The organism is Terriglobia bacterium, assembly GCA_020072815.1.
GTDB lineage: Bacteria > Acidobacteriota > Terriglobia > Terriglobales > Acidobacteriaceae > Angelobacter.
The window spans coordinates 182436-204688 of record JAIQGE010000012.1; the positions used below are offsets into that span (position 1 = coordinate 182436).

12 protein-coding genes are annotated in these 22253 nt (G+C 59.0%); 4 read left to right on the top strand and 8 right to left on the bottom strand.

Translation table 11 applies throughout. The annotated features are described in order from the left end of the window. Both LAO20_16075 and LAO20_16080 read left to right on the top strand, forming a co-directional pair. On the top strand, positions 1 to 8634 hold the full coding sequence (locus LAO20_16075) for a cyclic beta 1-2 glucan synthetase (GenBank protein MBZ5532947.1): 8634 nt from the start codon (positions 1 to 3) through the stop codon (positions 8632 to 8634). A gap of 241 nt (positions 8635 to 8875) precedes the next feature. Beyond that, the gene (locus tag LAO20_16080) at positions 8876 to 9058 is read left to right on the top strand and encodes a hypothetical protein (protein ID MBZ5532948.1); all 183 of its coding nucleotides are present in this window, start codon (positions 8876 to 8878) and stop codon (positions 9056 to 9058) included. A 136-nt stretch (positions 9059 to 9194) separates the two neighbouring features. On the opposite strand, the gene LAO20_16085 is transcribed toward LAO20_16080, so the two are convergent. Genes LAO20_16085 through LAO20_16100 form a run of 4 tightly spaced genes read right to left on the bottom strand, consistent with a single transcriptional unit; the run spans position 9195 to position 16266 of the window. Further along, positions 9195 to 10535: a catalase family protein gene (locus tag LAO20_16085; protein MBZ5532949.1), complete on the bottom strand. Its 1341-nt coding sequence runs from the start codon at positions 10533 to 10535 to the stop codon at positions 9195 to 9197. Then, on the bottom strand, positions 10532 to 12964 hold the full coding sequence (locus tag LAO20_16090; protein ID MBZ5532950.1) for a hypothetical protein: 2433 nt from the start codon (positions 12962 to 12964) through the stop codon (positions 10532 to 10534). Before LAO20_16090 ends, LAO20_16085 begins: the two co-directional genes overlap by 4 nt. A gap of 54 nt (positions 12965 to 13018) precedes the next feature. Beyond that, positions 13019 to 14098 carry an SMP-30/gluconolactonase/LRE family protein gene (locus tag LAO20_16095; GenBank protein MBZ5532951.1) on the bottom strand — a complete coding sequence of 360 codons (1080 nt, stop codon included), beginning with the start codon at positions 14096 to 14098 and terminating at the stop codon, positions 13019 to 13021. Further along, positions 14098 to 16266 (bottom strand): protein kinase, encoded by a 2169-nt coding sequence (locus tag LAO20_16100; GenBank protein MBZ5532952.1) that lies wholly within the window; start codon positions 16264 to 16266, stop codon positions 14098 to 14100. The genes LAO20_16095 and LAO20_16100 overlap by 1 nt, the downstream gene beginning before the upstream one ends. A 1295-nt stretch (positions 16267 to 17561) precedes the next feature. On the opposite strand from LAO20_16100, the gene LAO20_16105 reads away from it, so the two are divergent. Next, the gene (locus LAO20_16105; protein MBZ5532953.1) at positions 17562 to 17969 is read left to right on the top strand and encodes an FKBP-type peptidyl-prolyl cis-trans isomerase; all 408 of its coding nucleotides are present in this window, start codon (positions 17562 to 17564) and stop codon (positions 17967 to 17969) included. Positions 17970 to 18344: 375 nt separating this feature from the next. Next, entirely contained in the window at positions 18345 to 18581 is a 237-nt protein-coding gene (locus tag LAO20_16110) for a hypothetical protein (protein ID MBZ5532954.1), read from the top strand. A 132-nt stretch (positions 18582 to 18713) separates the two neighbouring features. On the opposite strand, the gene LAO20_16115 is transcribed toward LAO20_16110, so the two are convergent. From LAO20_16115 to LAO20_16130, 4 genes are all read right to left on the bottom strand, one after another. Beyond that, on the bottom strand, positions 18714 to 19175 hold the full coding sequence (locus LAO20_16115; GenBank protein MBZ5532955.1) for a DUF4190 domain-containing protein: 462 nt from the start codon (positions 19173 to 19175) through the stop codon (positions 18714 to 18716). Between the two features lie 227 nt (positions 19176 to 19402). After that, positions 19403 to 19900, bottom strand: coding sequence for a GNAT family N-acetyltransferase (locus LAO20_16120; protein ID MBZ5532956.1), 498 nt, complete (start codon positions 19898 to 19900; stop codon positions 19403 to 19405). A gap of 246 nt (positions 19901 to 20146) precedes the next feature. Then, positions 20147 to 20533 (bottom strand): VOC family protein, encoded by a 387-nt coding sequence (locus tag LAO20_16125; GenBank protein ID MBZ5532957.1) that lies wholly within the window; start codon positions 20531 to 20533, stop codon positions 20147 to 20149. Positions 20534 to 20770: 237 nt separating this feature from the next. After that, on the bottom strand, positions 20771 to 21757 hold the full coding sequence (locus tag LAO20_16130; GenBank protein ID MBZ5532958.1) for a hypothetical protein: 987 nt from the start codon (positions 21755 to 21757) through the stop codon (positions 20771 to 20773). Positions 21758 to 22253 lie beyond the last annotated feature (496 nt).

Below are 22253 nucleotides of genomic sequence, written 5' to 3' on the forward strand. Positions count from 1 at the left end.
ATGAAGCAGCATGGCAGGGTCCTGGCAGCCTCGCACCACGTTGCCCTGGAACCCGCACCGGACCAGCTCTTATCGAGATTAGCGGACAACGAAAAAGTCCTAACCGAAACCTGTCACCTTCTGACCAGGGCGATAGAAGAGAACCGGCGTATCGCGCCGGCCGGCGAATGGCTGCTCGATAATTTCTACCTGATCGAACAACAAATCCGGACCGCCAAGAGACATTTGCCTAAAGGGTACAGCCGGGTACTCCCGCGGCTGCTGGACGGCCATTCAGCGGGGTTGCCTCGTGTATATGACTTGGCCCTGGAAGCCATTTCTCACAGCGACGCCCGAGTCGATCTGGAAAGCCTCAGCGGGTTCGTGGCCTCTTACCAGACGATCACGGCCCTCAACCTAGGCGAGTTGTGGGCCATTCCCATCATGCTGCGGCTGGCTCTCATTGAGAATCTTAGACGCGTGGCTGCGGCGATTGCGGCTGACAGGCTCGACCGCAACCTCGCCGACAGTTGGGCTGATAAGCTGACGGGAGTTGCAGAAAAAGACCCCAAAAACCTGATTCTCGTAGTCGCAGATATGGCGCGGTCGCGTCCTCCTATGGCAAGTTCGTTCATTGCCGAGTTGGCGCGACGCCTGCAGGGACAAGGTCCAGCATTGGGATTGCCGCTTACCTGGATTGAGCAACAGCTCTCGGAATCCGGACTGACGATTGAGCAATTGGTGCGGTCAGAGAACCAGCAGCAAGCCACGGACCAGGTTTCCATCAGCAACAGCATTGCCAGTCTCAGGTTCCTGGATGCGACGGACTGGCGCGAGTTTGTTGAGTCCATGAGCGCTGTTGAGAGCACCCTGCGCGAGGATCCCCAGGGTGTGTACGGCAAAATGAGTTTTGCCACACGCGACCGCTACCGCCACGTCGTCGAAAAGATCGCGCGGAAAAGTGACTTATCAGAAGTCGAGGTGGCTGGCAAAGCCGTTCAACTGGCCATCGAAAGCTGGAAGAACAAAGAAGACCGGGCCGGACATGTTGGCTTTTATTTAATCGCGGAAGGGCGAGCGACTCTGGAACGCGCGGTCGCCATGCGCCGGTCCACTTTGCGATCTTTGCGACTGGCGGGTCGGCGGCACTCTTTGCTGCTGTATTCGGGAACACTTCTTGCAGCCACCGCCCTCTTAACCAAAACTCTAAGCGTAAGAGCGCACGCTCATGGCGTGCGGGGCGCAAGGTTGGCGGCCTTCACCATTCTCGCACTGAGCGTTGTCAGCCAGTTTGCGGTCACCGTGTTCAACTGGCTGCTGACCAAGCTGACCAAGCCGCGCCTGTTGCCGCGGATGGACTTCTCTCACGGAATCCCTCCGGAGTTACGCACTCTCGTTGTGGTGCCCAGCATGTTCACGACCGCGGAAGGCGTTGCCGACCTGGTGGAAGCGTTGGAAGTCCGCTTTCTAGCCAACCGCCTTGACCATATGCACTTCTGTCTGTTGTCGGATTTTCGTGATGCCGATGCGGAGAATATTCCGGAAGACTCCCCTCTCCTGGATCTCGCCGAGGCAAAGATCGCAGAGCTGAATGAGAAGTACAGCAGCCAGGGCGTTGATATCTTCTTCCTGCTCCATCGCCCGCGGCGCTGGAACGCAACCGAGCGGATGTGGATGGGCCACGAGCGCAAGCGAGGCAAGCTCGAAGACTTGAACGCATTCCTGCGCGGCCATCCAGGAGACCGCTTCTTGCGCATCGCCGGGAGAACGGCCATTCTGCGAAGCGTCCGGTATGTGATCACGCTTGATACGGACACACAGTTGCCGCGCGACACCGTTTGGCAGCTGGTGGGGGCCATGGCGCATCCTCTCAACCAGCCGGTTTACGACGGCACAAAACGACGCGTTACCCAGGGCTACGGCATCCTGCAACCGCGCGTTGCCGTGAGTCTCCCAGGCGTCAACCGGTCGCGCTACACCCGGCTCTGGGGCGGTGAACCAGGCATTGATCCCTACACGCGCGCAGTGTCTGACGTTTACCAGGATTTGTTCGGCGAAGGGTCCTTCATTGGCAAAGGGATTTATGAAGTTGATGTCTTCGAGCAGGCGCTGGGCAGCCGCTTTCCGGAAAATCGGATCCTCAGCCATGACCTGATTGAAGGTTGTTATGCGAGGTCCGCTCTCCTCAGCGACGTGCAGCTCTACGAAGACTATCCGCCAACCTATGAAGGTGACGTAGCCCGGCGTCATCGTTGGATTCGAGGCGACTGGCAGATCGCCCGCTGGATCCTGCCGCGCGTGCCTGGCCCAAAGGGCGAGGCAGTGCCAAATCCGCTGTCGTTTCTCTCCCGCTTGAAAATTGCTGACAATCTTCGCCGCAGCCTGACGCCAGCATCACTGGTTCTCCTGCTGCTGTTGATTTGGCTGCGACTTGCGCCGGCCGGCGCGTGGACCCTGGCGGTCCTTGCGATGCTCTTTGTTCCCATTGCTCTCGCCTTTGGCTTCGACCTGTTTCAGAAACCAAGAGACGTGGCCGCCAGGCAGCACTTTCCGGAAGCGCTGCGGTCTTTCGGACGGCAATTGGCCCAGGAGTTGACTGCGTTTGCCTGCTTGCCCTACGAAGCTCTCTACAGCCTTGATGCAATTCTCCGGGCGACGTGGCGGATGCTTTTCTCCCATCGACGGCTCCTGGAGTGGAATCCGTCAAGCGAGCATAAACATCAGAGCCAATCCGGCCTGGCTGAATCTTACGGGCGTATGTGGTTTGCTCCTGCCTTTGCAGTTGCCTGCCTGATTGGCGTGGGCCTGCTGAAGCCGTCAAGCCTAAGCATAGCCGCTCCGATATTGCTGGTTTGGCTGGCAGCCCCCGCGGTTACTTGGTGGATTAGTCGTCCACTCCAGCGGCACGAGCCAAGGCTCTCTCTGGAACAGACTATCTTCCTTCGCAAACTCTCCCGCAAAACATGGTCGTTTTTTGAGAAGTTCGTCACCGAAGAAGACCATTGGATTCCCCCCGACAATTATCAGGAGAGCCCGGGGCCCACTCTGGCGCACCGCACGTCGCCCACGAATATGGGATTGGCGTTGCTGGCAAATCTTTCCGCCTACGACTTTGGTTATCTCTCAGCTGCCCAATTGCTCCAACGGACCGGCCAGGCGTTCCAGACCATGGGATCACTGGAACGGCATCGCGGACACTTCTATAACTGGTATGAAACGCTGACATTGAAACCGCTCTCGCCGCTTTATGTTTCTACTGTTGATAGCGGGAACCTTGCGGCCCACACGCTCACCCTGGAGCCTGGGCTGGCCGGCCTGGTGGATCAGAAGATACTAGCGCCTCGGTTGTTTGGCGGGCTTCTTGATACGCTCCGCGTTTTCCTGGACGTTACCAGGGTCCCGGCGCCTCACGATACCAAACTGGCAAACCCCGCACTTGTTTGTGCTGCTGATCTACTGAAACAACTGGACGCTTCGTGCGCGCAACCGCCAACCACATTGGCGGCCGCGCGCGTCCGGTTGGAAGAGCTTTCCACAAAAGCTGCGAGTCTGGCCGAACTCGCTAAGGACCTGCTGGGAAGCGAGCCGGTTTGGTGGGCGGACGCTCTCGCTCGCCAGTGCCAGGCTGCTCTTGACGATTTGACCTTCCTCACTCCTTGGACGGTGCTGGCGCATTCGTCCGATGCACTGGACGAGTTCCACTTAAACTCCATTCCCACGCTGCGTGACTTAGCTGCATTGACAGTAGCTTGGGATGCGGAATTTGTCTCCGTCATCCAGGACTCGCGCAACGACCGTGAGGCGTTGCGCCAGCGGGTGGAAGCCTTGAGGCTTCTGATCGGTGAAGCAAGTCATCGCGCCAGGAACCGGATTGCGGAGATTGAGCGGCTCACGCTGCAGTGCAGGGAGTTTGCTCGCGTCGAGTACGACTTCCTCTACGATGAAACTCGTCACTTAATGACGATTGGGTACAACGTGAGCGAACGGCGGCGTGATTCCAGCTACTACGATTTGCTGGCTTCAGAGGCAAGACTCGCCAGCTTTGTGGCCATTGCCCAAGGCCAGGTTCCTCAAGAGAACTGGTTTGCTCTGGGCCGCCAGCTTACGAGTTCTTCCGCGGGGCCAACGCTTCTTTCGTGGGACGGCTCGATGTTTGAGTACCTCATGCCGCTGCTCGTGATGCCTACCTACGAAAATTCTCTGCTGGATGAGACTTGCAAGGCAGCCGTGGAAAGGCAGATCGAGTACGGCGCGGCGCGAAGCGTGCCCTGGGGGATATCAGAATCTGGTTACAACGTAGTCGATGCCCGCATGAATTACCAATACAGGGCCTTTGGAGTGCCTGGCCTTGGCCTGAGGCGCGGACTTGGCGCTGACCTGGTGGTTGCGCCTTACGCATCAGCTTTAGCATTGATGGTGGCTCCCGAGCAGGCCTGCGCCAACCTGCAAAGGCTCGCGCTTGCGGGCGCGGCAGGCAAACACGGCTTTTATGAAGCCACGGACTACACTCCATCACGTGTGCCCCGGGGCCAGTCGAAAGCTATTGTCCGTTCGTATATGTCCCATCATCAGGGAATGAGCTTGTTGGCCCTCTCTCATGTTCTGCTGGACCGGCCGATGCAACGCCGGTTTGAATCGGTGCCGATCTTCCAGGCCACAACGTTACTTCTCCATGAGAAGGTCCCCAAAGCAACAGCACTGTACTCCGCGGCCTATGATCTTCCCCAGACGCACAGAGTCGCGGATGAGCTGGCAACCCCGGTGCGCGTCTTTCACAGCCCAAACACTCCGATTCCCGAAGTGCAGTTGCTGTCCAATGGCAGATACCACGTCATGGTCAGCAATGCCGGCGGCGGGTACAGCCGATGGAAGGACATGGCGGTGACCAGGTGGCGTGAAGACTCCACCTGCGATTCCTGGGGGACTTTCTGTTACATCCGGGACGTTGCCACAAGAAGGTTCTGGTCCACCGCCCACCAACCAACCGCCAAGCCCCTGGAATACTACGAAGCCATTTTTTCGGAGGCCAAAGTCGAGTTTCGTTGCCGTGAGGGAGAACTGGAAGCACACACAGAGATCGCGGTTTCGCCGGAAGACGACATCGAGCTTCGGCGAGTCACGCTTACCAACCATGCCCGCAAACGCAAGGTCATTGAGATAACCAGTTACGCTGAAGTTGTTCTGGCCTCACCTGCGTCTGACGACCTGCACCCGGCCTTCAGCAACCTCTTCGTGCAAACCGAGATACTGGAACAGCGACGCGCGATTCTTTGCACGCGGCGGGCCCGGTCTCATACCGAGCAGCCGCCCTGGATGTTTCATCTGCTGGTGGTCCATGGCGCGGAGGTAGTCGCCGTGTCCTACGAAACCGACCGCATGCGATTCATCGGCCGAGGAAGAACTGCGGCGAATCCCCAGGCGATGAATCCGGCCGGTCCAGCGTCGCTGTCCGGCAGCCAGGGCTCCGTGCTTGATCCTATTGTCGCCATCCGCTATCAGATCACCCTGGAGCCGGGGCAGTCTGCCACCGCCAACCTGGTTTCTGGCGTCGGCGAGAATCGAGACCGTTGTGTGCAGTTGGTCGATAAGTATCAAGACCGCCATCTGGCGGATCGAGTCTTTGATCTCGCATGGACGCACAGCCAGGTAGTCCTGCGACAGCTGAATGCCACCGAGGCGGATGCCCAGAGTTTTGGACGGCTTGCCAGTTCGATCCTCTATGCCAATCCGTCACTGCGTGCTGAAGCTTCCGTGCTGAGCAAAAACAGCCGGACGCAGTCCGGTCTGTGGGGCTACACCATTTCCGGTGATTTGCCGATCGTATTACTGCAGATTGCGGACGTCGCCAACATGGACTTGGTCCGCCAGCTCGTACAAGCGCACGCTTACTGGCGGCTGAAGGGGCTGGCGGTGGACCTGGTGATCTGGAATGAAGACCATGCCGGATACCGGCAACTGCTGCAGGACCAGATCACGGATTTGATGGCGGCAGGAGTTCAAGCCAGCCCGGCGGAACGGGGAGGGCAGATTTTTGTCCGGATCGCCGAGCAGATATCGAATGAGGACCGCGTACTCTTCCAAGCCGTTGCGCGGGCGATCATCACAGACGCGCGCGGTCCGTTGAGTTCGCAGATCAGTACACGTCGCGCCGTGGAAACTGAAGTCCCGCGTGTACGGCCCAGAAGGGCCAGCCGCGGCGAGCCAACCCAGCGGGTTGAGCTACCTTACCGCGACCTGGTTCATTTCAACGGGCTCGGCGGCTTCACCCGCGACGGGCGCGAATATGTGATTACGCTTGCCCAGGATGAAGTATCTCCCGCACCCTGGGTGAATGTAATAGCAAACGCGGAATTTGGAACTGTGATCTCCGAGAGCGGCTCGGCGTATACGTGGAGTGAAAATGCCCACGAATTTCGCCTGACGCCATGGCACAACGATCCGGTAACCGATACCTGCGGAGAGGCATTTTTTCTGCGCGATGAGGAGAGCGGCAGTTTCTGGTCGCCGTCGCCGCTGCCGTCTCGCGGCATGGGGCCTTATGTCACTAGACATGGGTTCGGCTACAGCGTCTTTGAACATACAGAAGACGGCATCGCTTCAGAGTTGTGGGTGTATGTAAATCCAGATGCGGCCATAAAATTCTCGGTTTTGAAGGTGCACAACCATTCTGGCGTCAGCCGCAAACTTTCTGCCACGGGATATGTGGAATGGGTCCTGGGAGACACTCGGCCGAAATCAACCATGCACGTAACCACGGAGACCGATCCGGCTACGGGAGCCTTCTTCGCTCGCAACGCTTACAACGCAGAGTTTCCTCATCGGACGGCGTTCTTTGACGCCAGCCAGTCGACACGGACGATCACTGGAGACCGGACGGAGTTTCTGGGGCGCAATGGAATTCTCTCAAACCCGGCGGGCATGCATAAGGCGCGCTTTTCAGGGAAGATCGGCAGCGGCCTGGATCCTTGCGCCGCCATCCGCCTTCCCTTTGACCTCTTGGATGGGCAAGAACGCGAAATCGTGTTCATCCTGGGAGTAGGACAATCGCCCGCACAGGCCGTTGAACTGGTGCAGCGCTATCGCGGCACAGAAGCCGCACGTCACGCACTGGAATCAGTATGGCATTACTGGACGCACACTCTCGGCACCGTAAACGTTGACACACCTGACCAGTCAATCAACGTCATGGCCAATGGCTGGCTCTTGTACCAGACTTTGGCGTGCCGTCTCTGGGCCCGCAGCGGATACTACCAGTCCGGGGGCGCTTTCGGTTTCCGTGACCAGCTGCAGGATGTAATGGCGCTGGTGCACGCTGAACCGGGCTTGATTCGAAAGCAGCTTCTACTTTGCGCTTCGCGCCAGTTCCGTGAAGGCGACGTCCAGCATTGGTGGCACCCTCCGGCCGGCCGCGGTGTGCGCACCCACTGCTCGGATGACTTTCTGTGGCTGCCGCTGGCTGTTTGCCGATACGTTTCGAGCAGTGGTGATACTGGAGTTCTGGATGAAGATGTGGCATTTCTTGAGGGGCGCCCAGTAAAGCCGGAAGAGGATTCATATTACGACTTGCCCGGGCGCTCTGAAACAACCAGATCTTTGTACGACCATTGCGTGCAGGCGATCATGGCCGGCCTAAAGAGAGGTGAACACGGTCTCCCCTTAATCGGCACGGGAGATTGGAATGACGGCATGAACCTGGTAGGTGAACAGGGCAAGGGTGAAAGCGTCTGGCTGGGATTTTTCCAGCTTGAGGTTTTGGCGCGCTTTGGCGAGCTGGCCAGCCGCCGCGGTGACGTGGCCTTCTCCGAGCGTTGCCGCTCTGAATCGGTGCAGTTGCGCCACGCTATTGAGGAGACTGCGTGGGACGGAGAATGGTACCGGCGCGCATACTTCGACGATGGTTCACCGCTGGGGTCCGCTTCGAATCCGGAGTGCCAGATTGACTCCATCGCCCAGAGTTGGTCGGTTCTGTCGGGCGCAGCTGCTGAGCACCGTTCGCGGATAGCCATGGATTCCCTGGACAAGTACCTCGTGGACCGCGATCACGGCCTGATCAAGCTGCTGGCTCCGCCCTTCGACAAATCCAATCTCGATCCCGGCTATATAAGAGGATACGTCCCTGGCGTGAGGGAAAACGGCGGGCAGTATACGCATGCTGCCATTTGGGCGGCCATGGCGTTCGCCGCCCTGGGTGACAGCGCCCGCGCGTGGGAGCTTTTCAGCATGATCAATCCAGTCAACCATTCGTTTTCCAGCGAAACGGTTGCAACCTACAAGGTGGAGCCCTACGTGGTGGCGGCTGATGTCTATGCCTTGGAGCCGCACACCGGCCGTGGAGGATGGACTTGGTACACGGGGTCCGCCGGCTGGATGTACAGGCTTCTCATCGAATCCTTACTGGGACTGCGACTGGAAGTTGACAAGCTTCACTTTGCGCCATGTTTTCCCCTGGAGTGGACAAGCTTCAAAGTCCACTACCGTTTCCAGGAAACGGTTTACCACGTCACCATTCGGCAATCTCCGGACCATGAGGGCGAGATGCATGTCACGATAGACGGCGTCCCCCATGAGGGCAAGTTTGTCAGCCTGGTCAACGACCTTCGGGAACATTTCGTGGATCTCACTTTTGCATCGGCAAGAACTCCTGTCTTGTCTTGACGTCCCGGCTGCAGAGTATTTTAGATTCCGGGGCGATCAGCGCTACTCGGCCAGCAGACGCCTAAGGCTTCGCGATGCGCTTACAGAACTAAGGTCGAGTTTGGAGCAGCGACAGCACGCAGGGTGTGTTATAGTGAAATTGAGGTGGTTACCACCTTCCCCTCTTTCAGGTCTTCTGACCTAAGCCAGTCCATCTGAAGTTTTTCCACACCTTAGGTTGCTTTCGAAAAGCAGTGTACCAATGGCTTTTGACGCGATCCTGACTGAAGTTGAGCAGATCCATGGCGTCTCCACACGCCTTGAAGACCTGGCAGAGCTACATCCGCCGGTCTCAGAGGCACTTGTAACCATCGCCAGAAGCCTTCGCAACACCGCCACGATATTGGCGGTGCTGGTGGCCACCAAAGGCCCCAGGCCGATCTGAATACGGCAAAAAGTTGTGTGAAATGTGGCTGGAGAAGTGATTACTCGAGCGACTCGCGCTTCATCAACGGCTCGAATGTTTCCGGCTGATTGTGAAAAGACTGTCCGGCCCGCATCAGCAGAAAACTCGCCCCCGATCATCGCACGCGCGCAGCCGTCTTCGCCACCGCCGGAGGATGGCAAACGTCCGCGGGAAGTTCAGCTGTTGCGGGTTCGTTGAGCAGCGGGCACGCAGCCGTGCAGCTCTCACTGCAGCCAGGCGAGCACGCGTTGGCCGTGCATCTCTCCTGGCAGAATGTGGCGCAATTCTTGGTGGTGCGATAGCGCGACATCTCCTGATAAAGGGCCTTGCGCACGCGGTTCATCACCCCGACCGGGCGGTGGGACGCCAGCGAGTGCCAGGGATTGAAGGACATGGCTTCGCACGCCGTGTTACGTTCCGCGGAGTTGTTGTTGGGGTCAGGCTTGAAGGTGATGGTGGCCACCTTGATGAAGGGAGAATCAGCCTCATTCCACTCCACGGTGGTATCTTCCACCGGCATGTTCTTGCCGGGAACCTGGGCCTGCACCATGAAATCAAAACACGCGCTGCCGCTGACGGCCTGGTTGGCCAGCTCCAGGCGGAGGTAGTCGTAATCAAATTCTTTGGACTGCTTGGCATCCGGCGGCATGACTTTGTTGCTGGAACATGGCACGGCGCTGTATTTGACGTAACCGTTGGGGCCCAGCGCGTAGGCCGACGCGCTGTAAAAGCGAGTGGTGGCCAGGCTGTCAGGACGCGGCTTCTGCGTGCCGGTGCCCAGCCAGAGTTCGCGAAGATGCCACTTCAGCGGATTGCCCGTGGGGTCAATGAAGTATTCCTTTGGGTTGCCGTAAGCCAACATTTGGTTGAACTGCGCGTATTCTTCCAGCGTGCGGATGAAGAACACCGGGTTGTTCATCATGGTGAAGTCCTGCGTGGTGTCGTCCTCTTCAAAGGGCAGCAGCTTCTTGCCGGGAACGTTGAAAAGTTTTACGGCCATGCCGCGCGCGTCTTTCATGAAGTCCGGCTGCAAGGTGGGACTGCCGCTGGAGAAGCGGATCAATGCGTCGTACTGGCCGGGTTGGGCAAAAACGCCGAACGCGAAGCGGTCTTCTACTCTATCCACCTTGAACGTGGCGGCGACGCATCCGTGGCCTTTGGGATGCGCGTCGCGGCGATAAGCATCAGGGCGGTATCCGGGAGCAGTCTTCTCGCTGCTGGGCGGCGGCGATACGTGCTTGGCCGTGTTCTCCATCAGATGCGCGCGCTGCTGGACGGAAGTATCTATGGCCATCCGGATGATTTCGCTGGTCAGGAACGGTTCGTTGTCCGTGACCTGCTCGCCCATGGGAGAGCAGGCGGGGGCGCGATCGCGATCAAAGAGCCAGGCCGCAAAGAGCAGCACGATCACCGCCAACGCCGCTAGCCACTTCAGGAAGATATACAAGTGCTTCATGGTTTGTACCTCGGGGCTGGAGGAGCAACGTACACGGAGCAGGACTTGTCATTGGGATCGTCACGATGCACTTTGAGATATTCCACCAGGGCCCAGCGCTCATGTTCGGTCAGCTCTGGACCGATCACGCCATAGGAGGGCGGATCGCCTTCCTTCCACGGCCGGTAGCCGGCACGGAATTCATGCCCGGAGTTGGAACTGCCGGTGATGGAGGTATCGAACAGGAACGCGCCTTTCTCCGAAGCATCGCTATAGAGCCCGACGGCGTAAGGATCAAAGAGCGTGGTCTTGCGATAGAACTTCTTGGACCGCTCATACGCGGGGACCAGCATCTGGTACAGCGAAGGTACAGAGCCGTTGTGCAGGAACGGCGGCGTGGCCCAGATGCCAGCCAGCGGACGCGCCTTGTATTGGGGAAACACTTGCGGGAGGTCCAACTGGCCGAAGCCGTCCCACACATGGCGAACATTGTCATGCGCGCGGTCGTCGTGCATACCCATGTCCTGGTAGGCCTGGTCGCGGACCAGGGTAATCAGATAATTCAGCGCGACGCCCAGGGACACGGAGCTGAGTTGCACTCCGCCAAGCTGCTCGCGGAGGTAGCCGTCTTCTCCTTCGCTGACCAGATGATCGTGCAGGGTTTTTGCGGCCTGGCGCTGGACTTCAGCGACTGTGGAGTCTTTGGACAGCGCGTCATTGTAGGCAACCTGCCGGTGATAGTCTCGCACGGCGTAGCGAGTCAGAGCGTTGCGCACCTGCTCGGCCGTCAATCCGGTTTCCGTTAGGTCCAGGCGGTAGCGAACAAAATTGAGCGCCGAAGTTGCATCGGTGCCGACGTCCTGGATGTTGATCATGGTGATGATCCAGTGCGGGATTGGGGTTTCGAGCTTGGGAGGAGGAGCGTCTTTCGTGGTACCTGGCACGATGCGCTCGGTGACGGACGGTTGCTTGAGCGGATCAGATCTGCCAATACTGATTTGCATGGTCTTGCCCTGCCCAGTGGCGGCGGCAGCGCGCTGCACCCAATCAGGCGGAGCGTCAGATTCGAACTGATACAGTTTGAGCGGAGCGTCGGCTTCAGTCTGGTAGTCCTTGGCCAGATAAGGCCCGTGGCATTTCACGCAGTGAGTGGCAAACAGTTTGGAGCCTTCTTCGGCGAGAGGCTTGTTGATGGGCCCAAAGATGTCTTCCGGCCAGCAAGGCGGGGTGAGCTTGCGTAGCGATCTTTCAATGCTGTCAAGATTCGGGAGCATGGTGGAGGCTTCATAGCGCTCGCTATCAGGCAGAGGCCGTCCGTAGGGGTCAACCAGGTAATAGCGGGCGCCGACGCCCATGGCTTCCCCGAGGTTGCGGGCCATTGGCTGGCGAACGCTGCCGGTGTATTGCACCCAGTCGAATTTGTAGATGTCCCACACCGGCGGATAACTTACCGGGGCGTTGGCCACGCGATAGTTCTTCTCGCTCAGGTTTACAGCGAAAGCGGTGTTGAGGATGCGGCCCAGACCGTCCGTGCGTCCGTAACCTTCTTCTACGGGATAAACGTGCAGGCGCCTTTCGACCATGGCTTGGGCGAACGCCTTCTTCAACACCTTGCCCAGATTGTGGCGCAAGGTGGCGCGTGCTCTGGAATTATTGTGCTTGCCCAAAACGTTTTCCGCGAAGCGCGAGAACTTGAAAGGATTCACGTAGGTGGCGGCCAGTGAGACAGCCAGGTCCATGGCAAAGTGGCCGGGATGCATGCCTTTGAGATCGGCGCCCCCGGAGCCGCCGTCCACGCGCACGCCGTAGCGGACGCCGTCTTTGACGTACTGCAGTTCGCCGGTGTGGCAGGCGGCGCAAGTGAGGTCGAGCATCATCTCGCCGTAGGAAGCATCGTAGCGGGTGGCAAAGCCCACGGGCAGATGCCCGGGATTGTTGGGGAGATCGGCCTGGTCCACGATGAAACCATAGGCGCGCATGAACTTCTCGTCGGCAAAGCGCGCTTCACTCCAGGGACGCTCGAGGTGAACCATCCAGTCATAGCGCAAGTCCTGCACGTAAGCGCCTTGGGGAGTGTGATAGTACGTCTGGCGCTGCGGAGAATTAGGCTCCGTGCCCCAGCCCTGGCCGAGATAACGGACCTCATCAATCTTCGCGGCCGGCGCGATCTGGCGATCAACGTAGGACACGGCGGCGATGAAGCCGCCAACCAGTAGAACGAAAATCACGGCCAAGGTGATGCCCACCGTGATCCACACGCGCCGGCTCACGGCGGTGACCATGCGGTAAATGAGGCCGGCAAGCCATTTGAGGATTTTCCAGAGAAACATTCCCAGTGCGCGGATCTTCGCCCACAGAAAGTCGAGCGGATGATCAAAGAACATGTGGAACTGGTCCATCAGCCAGCGCCAGAAACCGCGGGAGCCCTGAGGGGAAGGATTTGACGCCATATCGCCTGTGTTCCTTTCTTATGCAGAAACGGCCGGGGCCCGCGTGAGAACTACTCAAGTGTTGGAAAACTTGCGCTGCAATCCGGGAATGGCCATGCGGCAACTTACGATCCGGCCGGTGCCGGCCAGAGTCATGAACGCCGTTTTGCCGTCAGGCCCGCCAAAACACATGTTCGAAGGCAGCGGTTCCGGCGCACCGATATCAAATCCAATGAACTCCAGAATTTCGCCTTTAGGAGAGACCACGGTGATGCCACCGTTGACCATGGGATCCAGGCCCTGCGGCATCATGGTGGCCGCGTAGATGTTTCCTTCGGCGTCCATGGTCATGGAATCCAGCTGGCCGCAGCCGGGAATCTTCGCCGTGAGCAAGTACGAACCGTCGAGCGTGCGCAGCGGAAATCCGGAAGGACGCATATTGCACTTGATGGTCCCGGGGGAGGAGAGTTCCCAGTAAACGATCCATCGTGAAAGGGTTTCCGCCACGTAGAGGCGGTCTTCCTGGGGAGAAAGCACGATGCCGTTGGGAGACATGCGTCCGGGAATCTTCAGAATCGGCGTGCGCGATCCCGCGGGCAGGTAGTAAACACCGGTGACGTCGCGGGTGAACCCTTCGTCTTTGCCCCAGTCGGTAAACCAGAGCCCGCCGGTTGAATCGAAGGCCAGGTCGTCAGGGGCGCGAAGACCGCGAGGATCGGTCAAGGCGGGAATCCCGCAGGCCAGCACTTTGGGATTGGTTTGGGGCACAACTGATTGCGGCCCACACCAGGTTTCAAAGGCGCCGGTTGTCAAGTCAACTCTTTGAATTTCTCCGCCGGCGTATCCCGGGGCCTGGATGGTGGGAATGTTGAGCGTCCATGGCAATCCGGGAACCGTCTCAAAGGAAAAGCCTCCGCTGTTGCAGACGTAGAGAGCGCCGTCGGGCCCAAGAGCGCAGCCGTTGGGCGAGCCGCCGAGGTTGATGGATTTGGGCGGCAGGAATTTTCCGGGGTTGGCGGAGTCAGGAAGAAAATGGAGCAGCGCGCCGGCTTTCACATCCACGGCAACCAGGCTGCCGTCGGCGAGATAGACGGGGCCTTCCGGGTATCCCAAGCCACTGGCAACTTCGACGAATTCAGATTGGCGAAGACTCATCAAGCACCTCTCTGCCGCAGGTGGGAATTTTCCAGGGCCTTGATACAGCCGCAAATCTTTTCGGCGATAGCGGCCGAACGCGTGAAACCCAAACAGATCTTTTCGAAATGCTCAAGGGTAAACCCCGGGCTATAGGTCTGGATGGCGGCGAGGACCTTGAGCGCTTCATCCTTATGGCCGCAGCGGCACAAGGCTTCAGCATAAAAAACCTGATGGAAGGTATAGCCGGGCTGCAACTCCACCGAGCGCCGGGCGCTAGTGACCGCATCTTCATTCCGGTTGAGCCGTAAATTGGCGACGGTAATGAATTGCAGCCAGTAAGGGACCGAGGGGTGATCCGGCGCGTCCGCCAATAACCGGCTGAGGATGCGATGGGCCTCAAGAATCTCCTTCTCGCCGCCCGCGCTGGCGTGCGCCAGGCCAAGGTAGCCCCAGGCAACCAGGTCAAATGGCGCAATTTGCACGGCGCGATTCAAGCACTGAACGGCTTTTTCATACTGGCCGTTTTGCAGCCAGACCAGCGAGCACGACGCGAGGACCTCCGATTCGTTAGGCGCGAGTTCACCTGCGCGCTCCGCGGCGGCAATGGCTTCCGCCCAGTCGCCCTGCGGATTGGGCGATATCCCGTGCAGCACGGTCTGCATGAGATACATGCTGAGAAACGCATGCGCGGCGGCGTAAGCGGGATCCAGTTCCATGGCCCGGCGAAGCATGGAGATGGCCTGGGCCACGCCGGCGGGACTGAACTCATAGTTCCAGATGTGGTAGGCCTTGCGCACCAGGCCCCAGGCGTCCAGGTTGTCGGTGGGTGTGCGGTAAGCGAAGTCGGTGACCACGCGGATGAGGTGCCCGCCGACGGAACTGACGATGGCCTTGGAAATCTCCTCCTGCATGTCAAAAATGTCGGTCATCATGCGGTCATATTTCTGGGCCCAGGCGACGCGCTCTTCAATGGCGTCCACCAACTCGACCACGACGCGCAGACGCGGGCCGGCGCGGCGCACCGTGCCGGTGACCACGTAGCGGGTGTTCAGCGTCCTGGCCACCGTCATGGGATCAGACGCCTGTTCCCCCAACTGAAAGGACGCCCTCTGCGGCGCCACGCGCAAACCGGGGACCCCGGTGAGGGCGCGGATGACTTCAGAAGCGAGTCCCGATGCCAAGTAACCATCTTCCGGATCGGCGGCGACACTGCTAAACGGCAGGACCGCGATGGATGTCCTTTCCGTTCCGGTTGCCGGCGGAAGGATTGAGGATGTAGTCGTACTGGAAACAACTGGCGCGGAGCGTGAGCGGGCCGCAGCCGACTCGGGCGAGCTGTCATCGGCTTGCCACCCGGCCGGAGTGATCCGCTGCGTCAGAGCCCGCATCATTTCTGTCATGGTGGGAAAGCGCTCTTCGCGGTCCTTGGCCAGCGCGCGCAGCGTGATTGCTTCCAGACTCGCGGGGATTTCCGGCCGGAGCTGGCGCACCGGCGTGGGCTCAGAGATTTGCATGGCGCGAATCAAGGCGACCGGATTGGGCGCGTGGAAGGGCAACTGGCCGGTGAGCATCTGGCTGAAGATCACGCCGAAGGAAAAGATGTCCGCGCGCTGGTCCACTTGCTCGCCGCGGGCCTGCTCCGGCGCCATGTAGGCGATGGTGCCGACAACTTTGTCGCCGAACACACTCACGCTGCGCGTGGTGCTGTCCGTGGACCGCTCCGCCAGCTTGGCCAGACCGAAATCCAGAATTTTGATCCGGCCGGTGGGCCCCACCACAATGTTGCCGGGCTTGAGATCGCGATGGACAATCCCGGCCGCGTGCGCCGCCGCGATTCCGCTGCCAATTTGCAGGGCCAGTTCCAACGCGGTCTCCACGGGGAAGCCGTTTTCAGGAATCAGGTAGTTCAGCGTCTGCCCGGCCAGATACTCCATGACAATGCAGGCCAGGTCGCCTTCATGGACGATGTCAAGAATAGTGACGATGGCGGGATGATTGAGCGACGACGCCAAGCGCGCTTCGCGGCGAAAGGCCTCTTCCAAAGCAGGATTGTGGGATTCCGGAGAAATGATTTTGACGGCGACGTCGCGGTCCAGACGCGTGTCACGGGCCTTGTAGACCACGCCCATGCCGCCGGCGCCCAGCTGCTCTTCAATCCGATAATGTCCCAGAGTTCGCCCGAGCATCCCGCCTCCTGAGCTGGGGGTCCTGCGGGCCCGCGGCCCAAACTGCACTTGTGATCAGGATGCGGTGGAAGAAGCATCCACGCGCCCTGAGAATTGCCGTCTCAGTCGCATGGACGCCTAAACAATCTGGCTGCTATTTCCGGAAAAACACCGGAAATAGAGGATTCCATGTAGGTACCTGCAAAAAAACTTGCAGAGCGTTCACCTGGTTCGACTGAGGCTTGCACGCTGCACAGCCTGATCCCGAGCCAAGCTTGCAAATCCGGCGCCCGGAAGTCTTGCGAGCTTCGGAGTTGCCTGGTTTTCTACCTGGCACTGGGTTGAGCTGTGGTCGGGACCGTGAGAAGGTCAATCCGAAGGACTTGCCGCCATTTCTTCCCGGGAAAGCTGTTTGTATGCGTCAATCCTTGTCTTGCGAACCTGAATACCTGGCACGGCCTGTGCAACTTGTGTCCACGATATTAGCATGAAGATATTCAACATTTCGTGGAAAAAACCCAATAGCCCATGGTTTTTGAAGCTCAAAATCGGGGAGCAGGGGTGTCTTACACGTGCTTTTTGGGGGATTGGTGGGAAAAAGGGTGGGTGAGGTCAGGATGGGGCAAAGGCTGAGCGTTCGAATCCCCAAGCTTCGCCAACAGCAGGCGAAAGCGTGGGCCAACAGCCGTGGCCCCCGCCCCCTAAACGACCCACAAGGAACCGTCTTCGTTCACAAAATAAACAGCTTCTATGCTACGGTAGTCTTCGTCGCGGAGGGAAATTCTGAGGACTGAATCATCCTCAAAATAGATCGCGAGATCGGTCCCCTCGACAACGCTGGCATCCTTCACTTTGACACCAATCCGAGCACATAGAGTATCTCTATACCCCTCTTCCCCCCACGACACAGTTTTCTCTGCCGTAGAGAGACAAGGCCAAGTGTATGCAGTCAAAGTTGGTCCGTCGAAACGAAGTTGAACATAGTCCAGCACGAATTCCACTGAACTGAGGGCTCTGCCCCTGATTTTTCTTAGCGATTCATTCAGCGTGTTGGGTAAGATCGCCATTTTCGATATTCTCCCATCATTCTAAGGCAGCCTGGAGTCTTGGTAGGACTTGCGGGATGTGGGCCATTGGGCCGGAAGGGCGGGCCATACGTCGCTTCGCCAACAGCGAGCGAAAGCGTGGGCCACGCGTCCCGTCCTACGTGGTTCTGGCTTTGAAGAATTCAAATGTGTGCGTTTTCTGATTTATGATGGATTTCTCGAGGAGACCAGATGAAACGATTCGTTGTTGTTCTTACGGTGCTGACGGGCATGGGACTCTTGTTCGCCCAGGCCAAGAAAGAAGCCGCACCCGCCGGCCCCACAAAAGTTATGGGGAAACCGCAAAACACCGCTTCCGGCGTCGAATACTGGGACATCAAGGTGGGCACGGGCGCGGTTGCCGTGTCCGGCAAGACCGTGAGCGTCCAATACACCGGTTGGCTCACGGACGGCAAAAAGTTCGACAGCTCTGTGGACCGCGACGAGCCTTTTGAGTTCCCGCTGGGCGCGGGCCGCGTGATTAAAGGATGGGACGAAGGCGTGGCCGGGATGCGAGTCGGCGGGAAGCGCCAGTTGAAGATTCCACCCGCTGCCGGCTACGGGGCCAGGGGAGCGGGCAACGTGATCCCACCCAACGCCACCCTGATCTTTGACGTGGAATTGCTGGGAGTGAAGTAAGCAAATGGCAATTGGCAATTAGCCGTTAGCCATTAGCACTTAGCCATTAGCCGTCGGCATCAGGCTTCCGGGCGGCGAAGCAAGGGTGACACCAGCCGGGCGAGTGCGAAGAATACAGAATGAAAACTGGCCGGACGAGCATTGAACTCGCCCGGTCCGTTTCGTTTAGCGTAAGCATGCCAGCCAGGTCAAGAATAGTTCATCGTTCATCCTCCAAGACACCTTGCCAGACAAGCTGAGAGCGGTAGCTCACATCTCAGGTTAGCAAGAAATTGAGCCAACCATCGCTTAGCTCACCTTGGCCGTCTCTATAAAGTTCGCAATGCTCATAAGGGCGTCCACGTCAGGCAATCGGCTGAGGAAGCGAGAGGCTGGGTGAGTGGAGGACCACGACGATACCGCAGCACGGCATCGGGAGCCGAACAGAAACTCCGGCTACCGGTGCTGGGGTTGATGGGCGTGGCGGTGATCACGTATTCGGTGCAGCCTTCGGCCGTGCAGGCGGCGGACATGCTGAATTTGAATCCCGATTTATTGCACCAGACGCCGCCGGTGCAGGAGGGGCCGGCAATCAAGTCACCCACCAAGCAGGCATGCTGGGCGGAAGGATAGTCAGTTCTGCTGCAGTCGCCGCCGCCCGATCCCAGGAGGGCCATGTCGCGAGCATATCCGGCGCTTGGGTAGGCAGTGCTATAAGCAACCTAGGCGGTGTTGACCGTGCGCACCGTGCTCATGGCTGCAGAGTCATTGGCCACCATGCGGGAGCGCAGCAGGTTGGGAACGGCGATGGCGGCGATGATCAACATGACGGGGATACCGACAACGACGCTGCTGTAGCCCAGGATCCAGCCGGCCAGGGCCATGCCATCCACCTTTAAGACGCCCCATGCTCTCCTGGATTTTCTTGCGCGACATGTGTCCGAGCACCACGGCGGGAATGCCGGCGAAGATCCACAAGCAAGTGACGGACAGGATCCCCAGCACCAGACTTGCGGTAGCTTTGCCGTCGGTGGGAGGCTCCATGCCTGGCCGTAGCACCTGGCTTGGCATGGCCTGCATCGCCGGCACGTTGAGCCAGGGTGACGCCGGTTGGCCGGAAGAAGGCGAGGGGGCCGGCGGCTGAGGCGCATTGGTCACCGGGGTATTGCACTGCGGGCAAACCGTTGCGGTATCCGGCATGTTGAAACCGCACTTGAAGCAGAACATGGACACCTCAATCTTTTTGACGGAAAAAAGTACTTGATTGGGAGCGAAATAGCAATCGTAAGAAGCGGGAATTAGAAACGTGCCGCACCTACGGCGCTCAAGCTCATTGCGCTGCCTACCCACCGTTCCGGCTTCGCTGCGCTCGCCTCACAGTGGGCTAACCTCGGGTCGCGCCTGACGGCGCTCAGAGCCAACATCTTGGAGATAGCTCTCGCGATGATGTCGCATCAAAATACCATCTCAAAGTAAATGAGCGGCGATTTGCGATAGACCACGCGGCCGACTTCGCGGAAGCCACATTTGGCGTAAAACTCGCCCGCGCCGGCATCGGCATCAAAGGCGTCCAGGCGGATGGCGCCGACAAGAAAAGCCCGCGCCCGTCGCACCGCTTCTTCCAGGAGCAACCGGCCGATTCCCTGGCGCTGCATCTCCGGAACCACGGCCATGCTGGTCAGGTAGAGCGCCTTCTTCACGGCGGTGAAATAAGTGGTGTCAATCGCCCAGGGCTTCTTGGTAGGCAAGTTGAGGGTTCCGACGATCGCGTTCCCGTTGCGCGCGATCACCACTTGCGCGTGCCGCATACCGAAGAGCACGCCTCGTTCCGTGACGTGGGCCGACCATGGTCCGTGGCCGTAGCGCGCGGTGAGATCGTCCGCTACCAGGTTGTGGAGCGCGGCGAGCTCGGCTGCGTGCGCGGGGGTTGCGAGGGAGAAGGAAAGGTCCATGGGCGCGAATTAGTCTAACGCGATTTGGGAGATCGGTGAGCGAGCGGGGATGTGTCTCACGTAAACCCTTCAGGTAGGGCATTTGCGACTCCCCGACGACTTTGTTTTCTGGAGAATTTACACCAGCACCGGCAGGAGTGCCGGTGCCACACGGTCCTTGAGTCTGGGAGCGTGTTCTCCAGCGCCAGGCAGAATCGTGTCCGCTGGCCAAGAGAATTGAAATATCACTGATACATCGCACTTCAATTACGTCGTGGAAGGCTGATCATTCTTCGGTTCTGAACCCAGACGAAGCACATTGCCGTCGGGATCCTCAAGTTGCATCTCCAGGGCCCACGGATAGTTTTTGGGCGGCATGCGAACGGGGATACCCACGGCCTTACATTCTTCGTAGAGCTGTTCGGCGTCTCCCACGCCGACCCAGACCCAGGCCGCGCCGCGTCCCTGACCGCCGCGGCACAGGTAGATGACAGCCGCATCGCGCGAGATGCAGGTGAAATCGTCTGAACCCCAACTGGCGTTCCTAAAGCCCAGCAGGTCAACATAAAATTTGAGGCTGGCCTTCATGTTTTCTACGCGCAAGATTGGCTCACTGTGTTCAAAATGAACGCGCGCCCGAGTGCCCTCTGCCATGGCGGTTTCTCCGGCGTAGATTTTAGCGCAGAGACTTGAGCGGCAAAAAGCGTGAGATCCGCACAGCCGAGGGCGGCTCCACCTCGCCACGCGAAGCGTGTGGTGGGGACCCGGGCTGTGCCACGCGAGCTTGGGGCCAGCTCAACCTGACTCAATACCCAAAATCCCCTGACAGGAAGCTGTTGCCTGCCAGGGGATGGCTGGGTCTTGCCGGTGTTCCGGTCTCTCGTCTTCTACTTAGGGCGCGGGGACGGCCACGCGGTTGCCGGGGACGATCTGCGGCTGGAAGGCAAACACCTCGCGGCTGCGGGAGTTTACGAACACCTTGAGCCAGTTCACGTCATTGGTGCCGTTGCCCTGGTTGTCGCCAAAGGTCTCCACGCGGACGAAGTTTTCCAGGCGGCGTCCCTTGGAGTCGAGGAACGGTTTATCAACGCGGAAATAATGCGAGTCGCCGTGGACGTAAGCTACCGGCTTCTCGAAGGCGATCACCTGGTCGCGCAACGCGACGAGAAAATCGTGGAAGCCGTCAGGCAGGCCGTCAGTCTCGACGAGCGTTTTCGGGTCGCGCAGCGGCGCGCCGACTCCAGTAGAAAGATCAAAGCCGGGATCAGCCTGGGAAATAATCATGACCGCTGCGGAACCGTGGGCTTTGGCCGCTGCAAAGCCGTCTTGCATCCAGGCGATGGTGGCACCGTTGCGGGCCGCGAACTCAAGAGGATCGGGGTTGGTGTCACACAGGTTGTTGCAGGAACCCTGAATGTTGAGCGTGATGTAGGTGACGCCGCCAAAAGTCCAGCGGCGGTTCTCCACGCAAGGCGTTGGGCCTTTCACGCCCAGACAAAGCGGCGTGGACTGTACTTCCATGCGCATGGGATTCTGGCCGAGCGAAAACGGAGTGCTGAAGAACAAAGCGCGCTCGTGGTCGAGCCGTTCGAGCGAGTTGAAGCCGCCGTTGGACGCGCGGTCACAATCGGTCCAGTCGTTGTCGCCGGTGGTGAAGACGGCCGGGGCCTTCAGCGCGTTGAAGAACCCAAGAGCCTGCGTGTAGAGAGCGTCCGTGCAAGTGGTAGGCGTGACCGAACCCGGTGTGCCGTTGCCGGCCTTCAGATCGCCGTCATGCACGGTGAATGCCAACTCCTGCTTGTTCATGTCGGCAATCAAGTTGGGAACGCCGACTTGCGCCTGCACGTCAGAGTACGGCAGGTCGCCCCAGAGTCCGATGGCATACTTGCTGCGGCGTTCGCCGTCGTCACGGCTGTCGTTGTCGCGGCCCTGTGTGGACTGGGCGATGGTGGTTACCGCAAGAGCCAGCACGGCGATGGCCAGCACGAACACATTGCGCGTCACGTCTTTCATGGTTGTCATTCAGATTCCTCTCCGTTGATTGCGCCGGGCTGTCCGCAAAACGGAACAACCTGGGCAGCGGGCAAATCTAGCTGCCGTTGTTTAAAGGAATGTGAAGGGAGAGTTAAAGTTTGTAGCATCCGGAGATAACGACAGATGCGATGAGATGAGCGGGAGATTCAAGCAGAAACATCACGAACATTCCCCATTAGTTTCCTACCAAATACCCTCGGGTTCGGGCCGAGAGAGCGTGGTGAAAACTCACCGTAGCTGCATGGCAGGTGGAGGATTCTCGGGATCTGATGACAAGTCCGTGAGGGCTTGGTGCGTTCTAAGCAGGTTGTTGCGAAGAGGGAGCGGTCAGAAGAAAGGC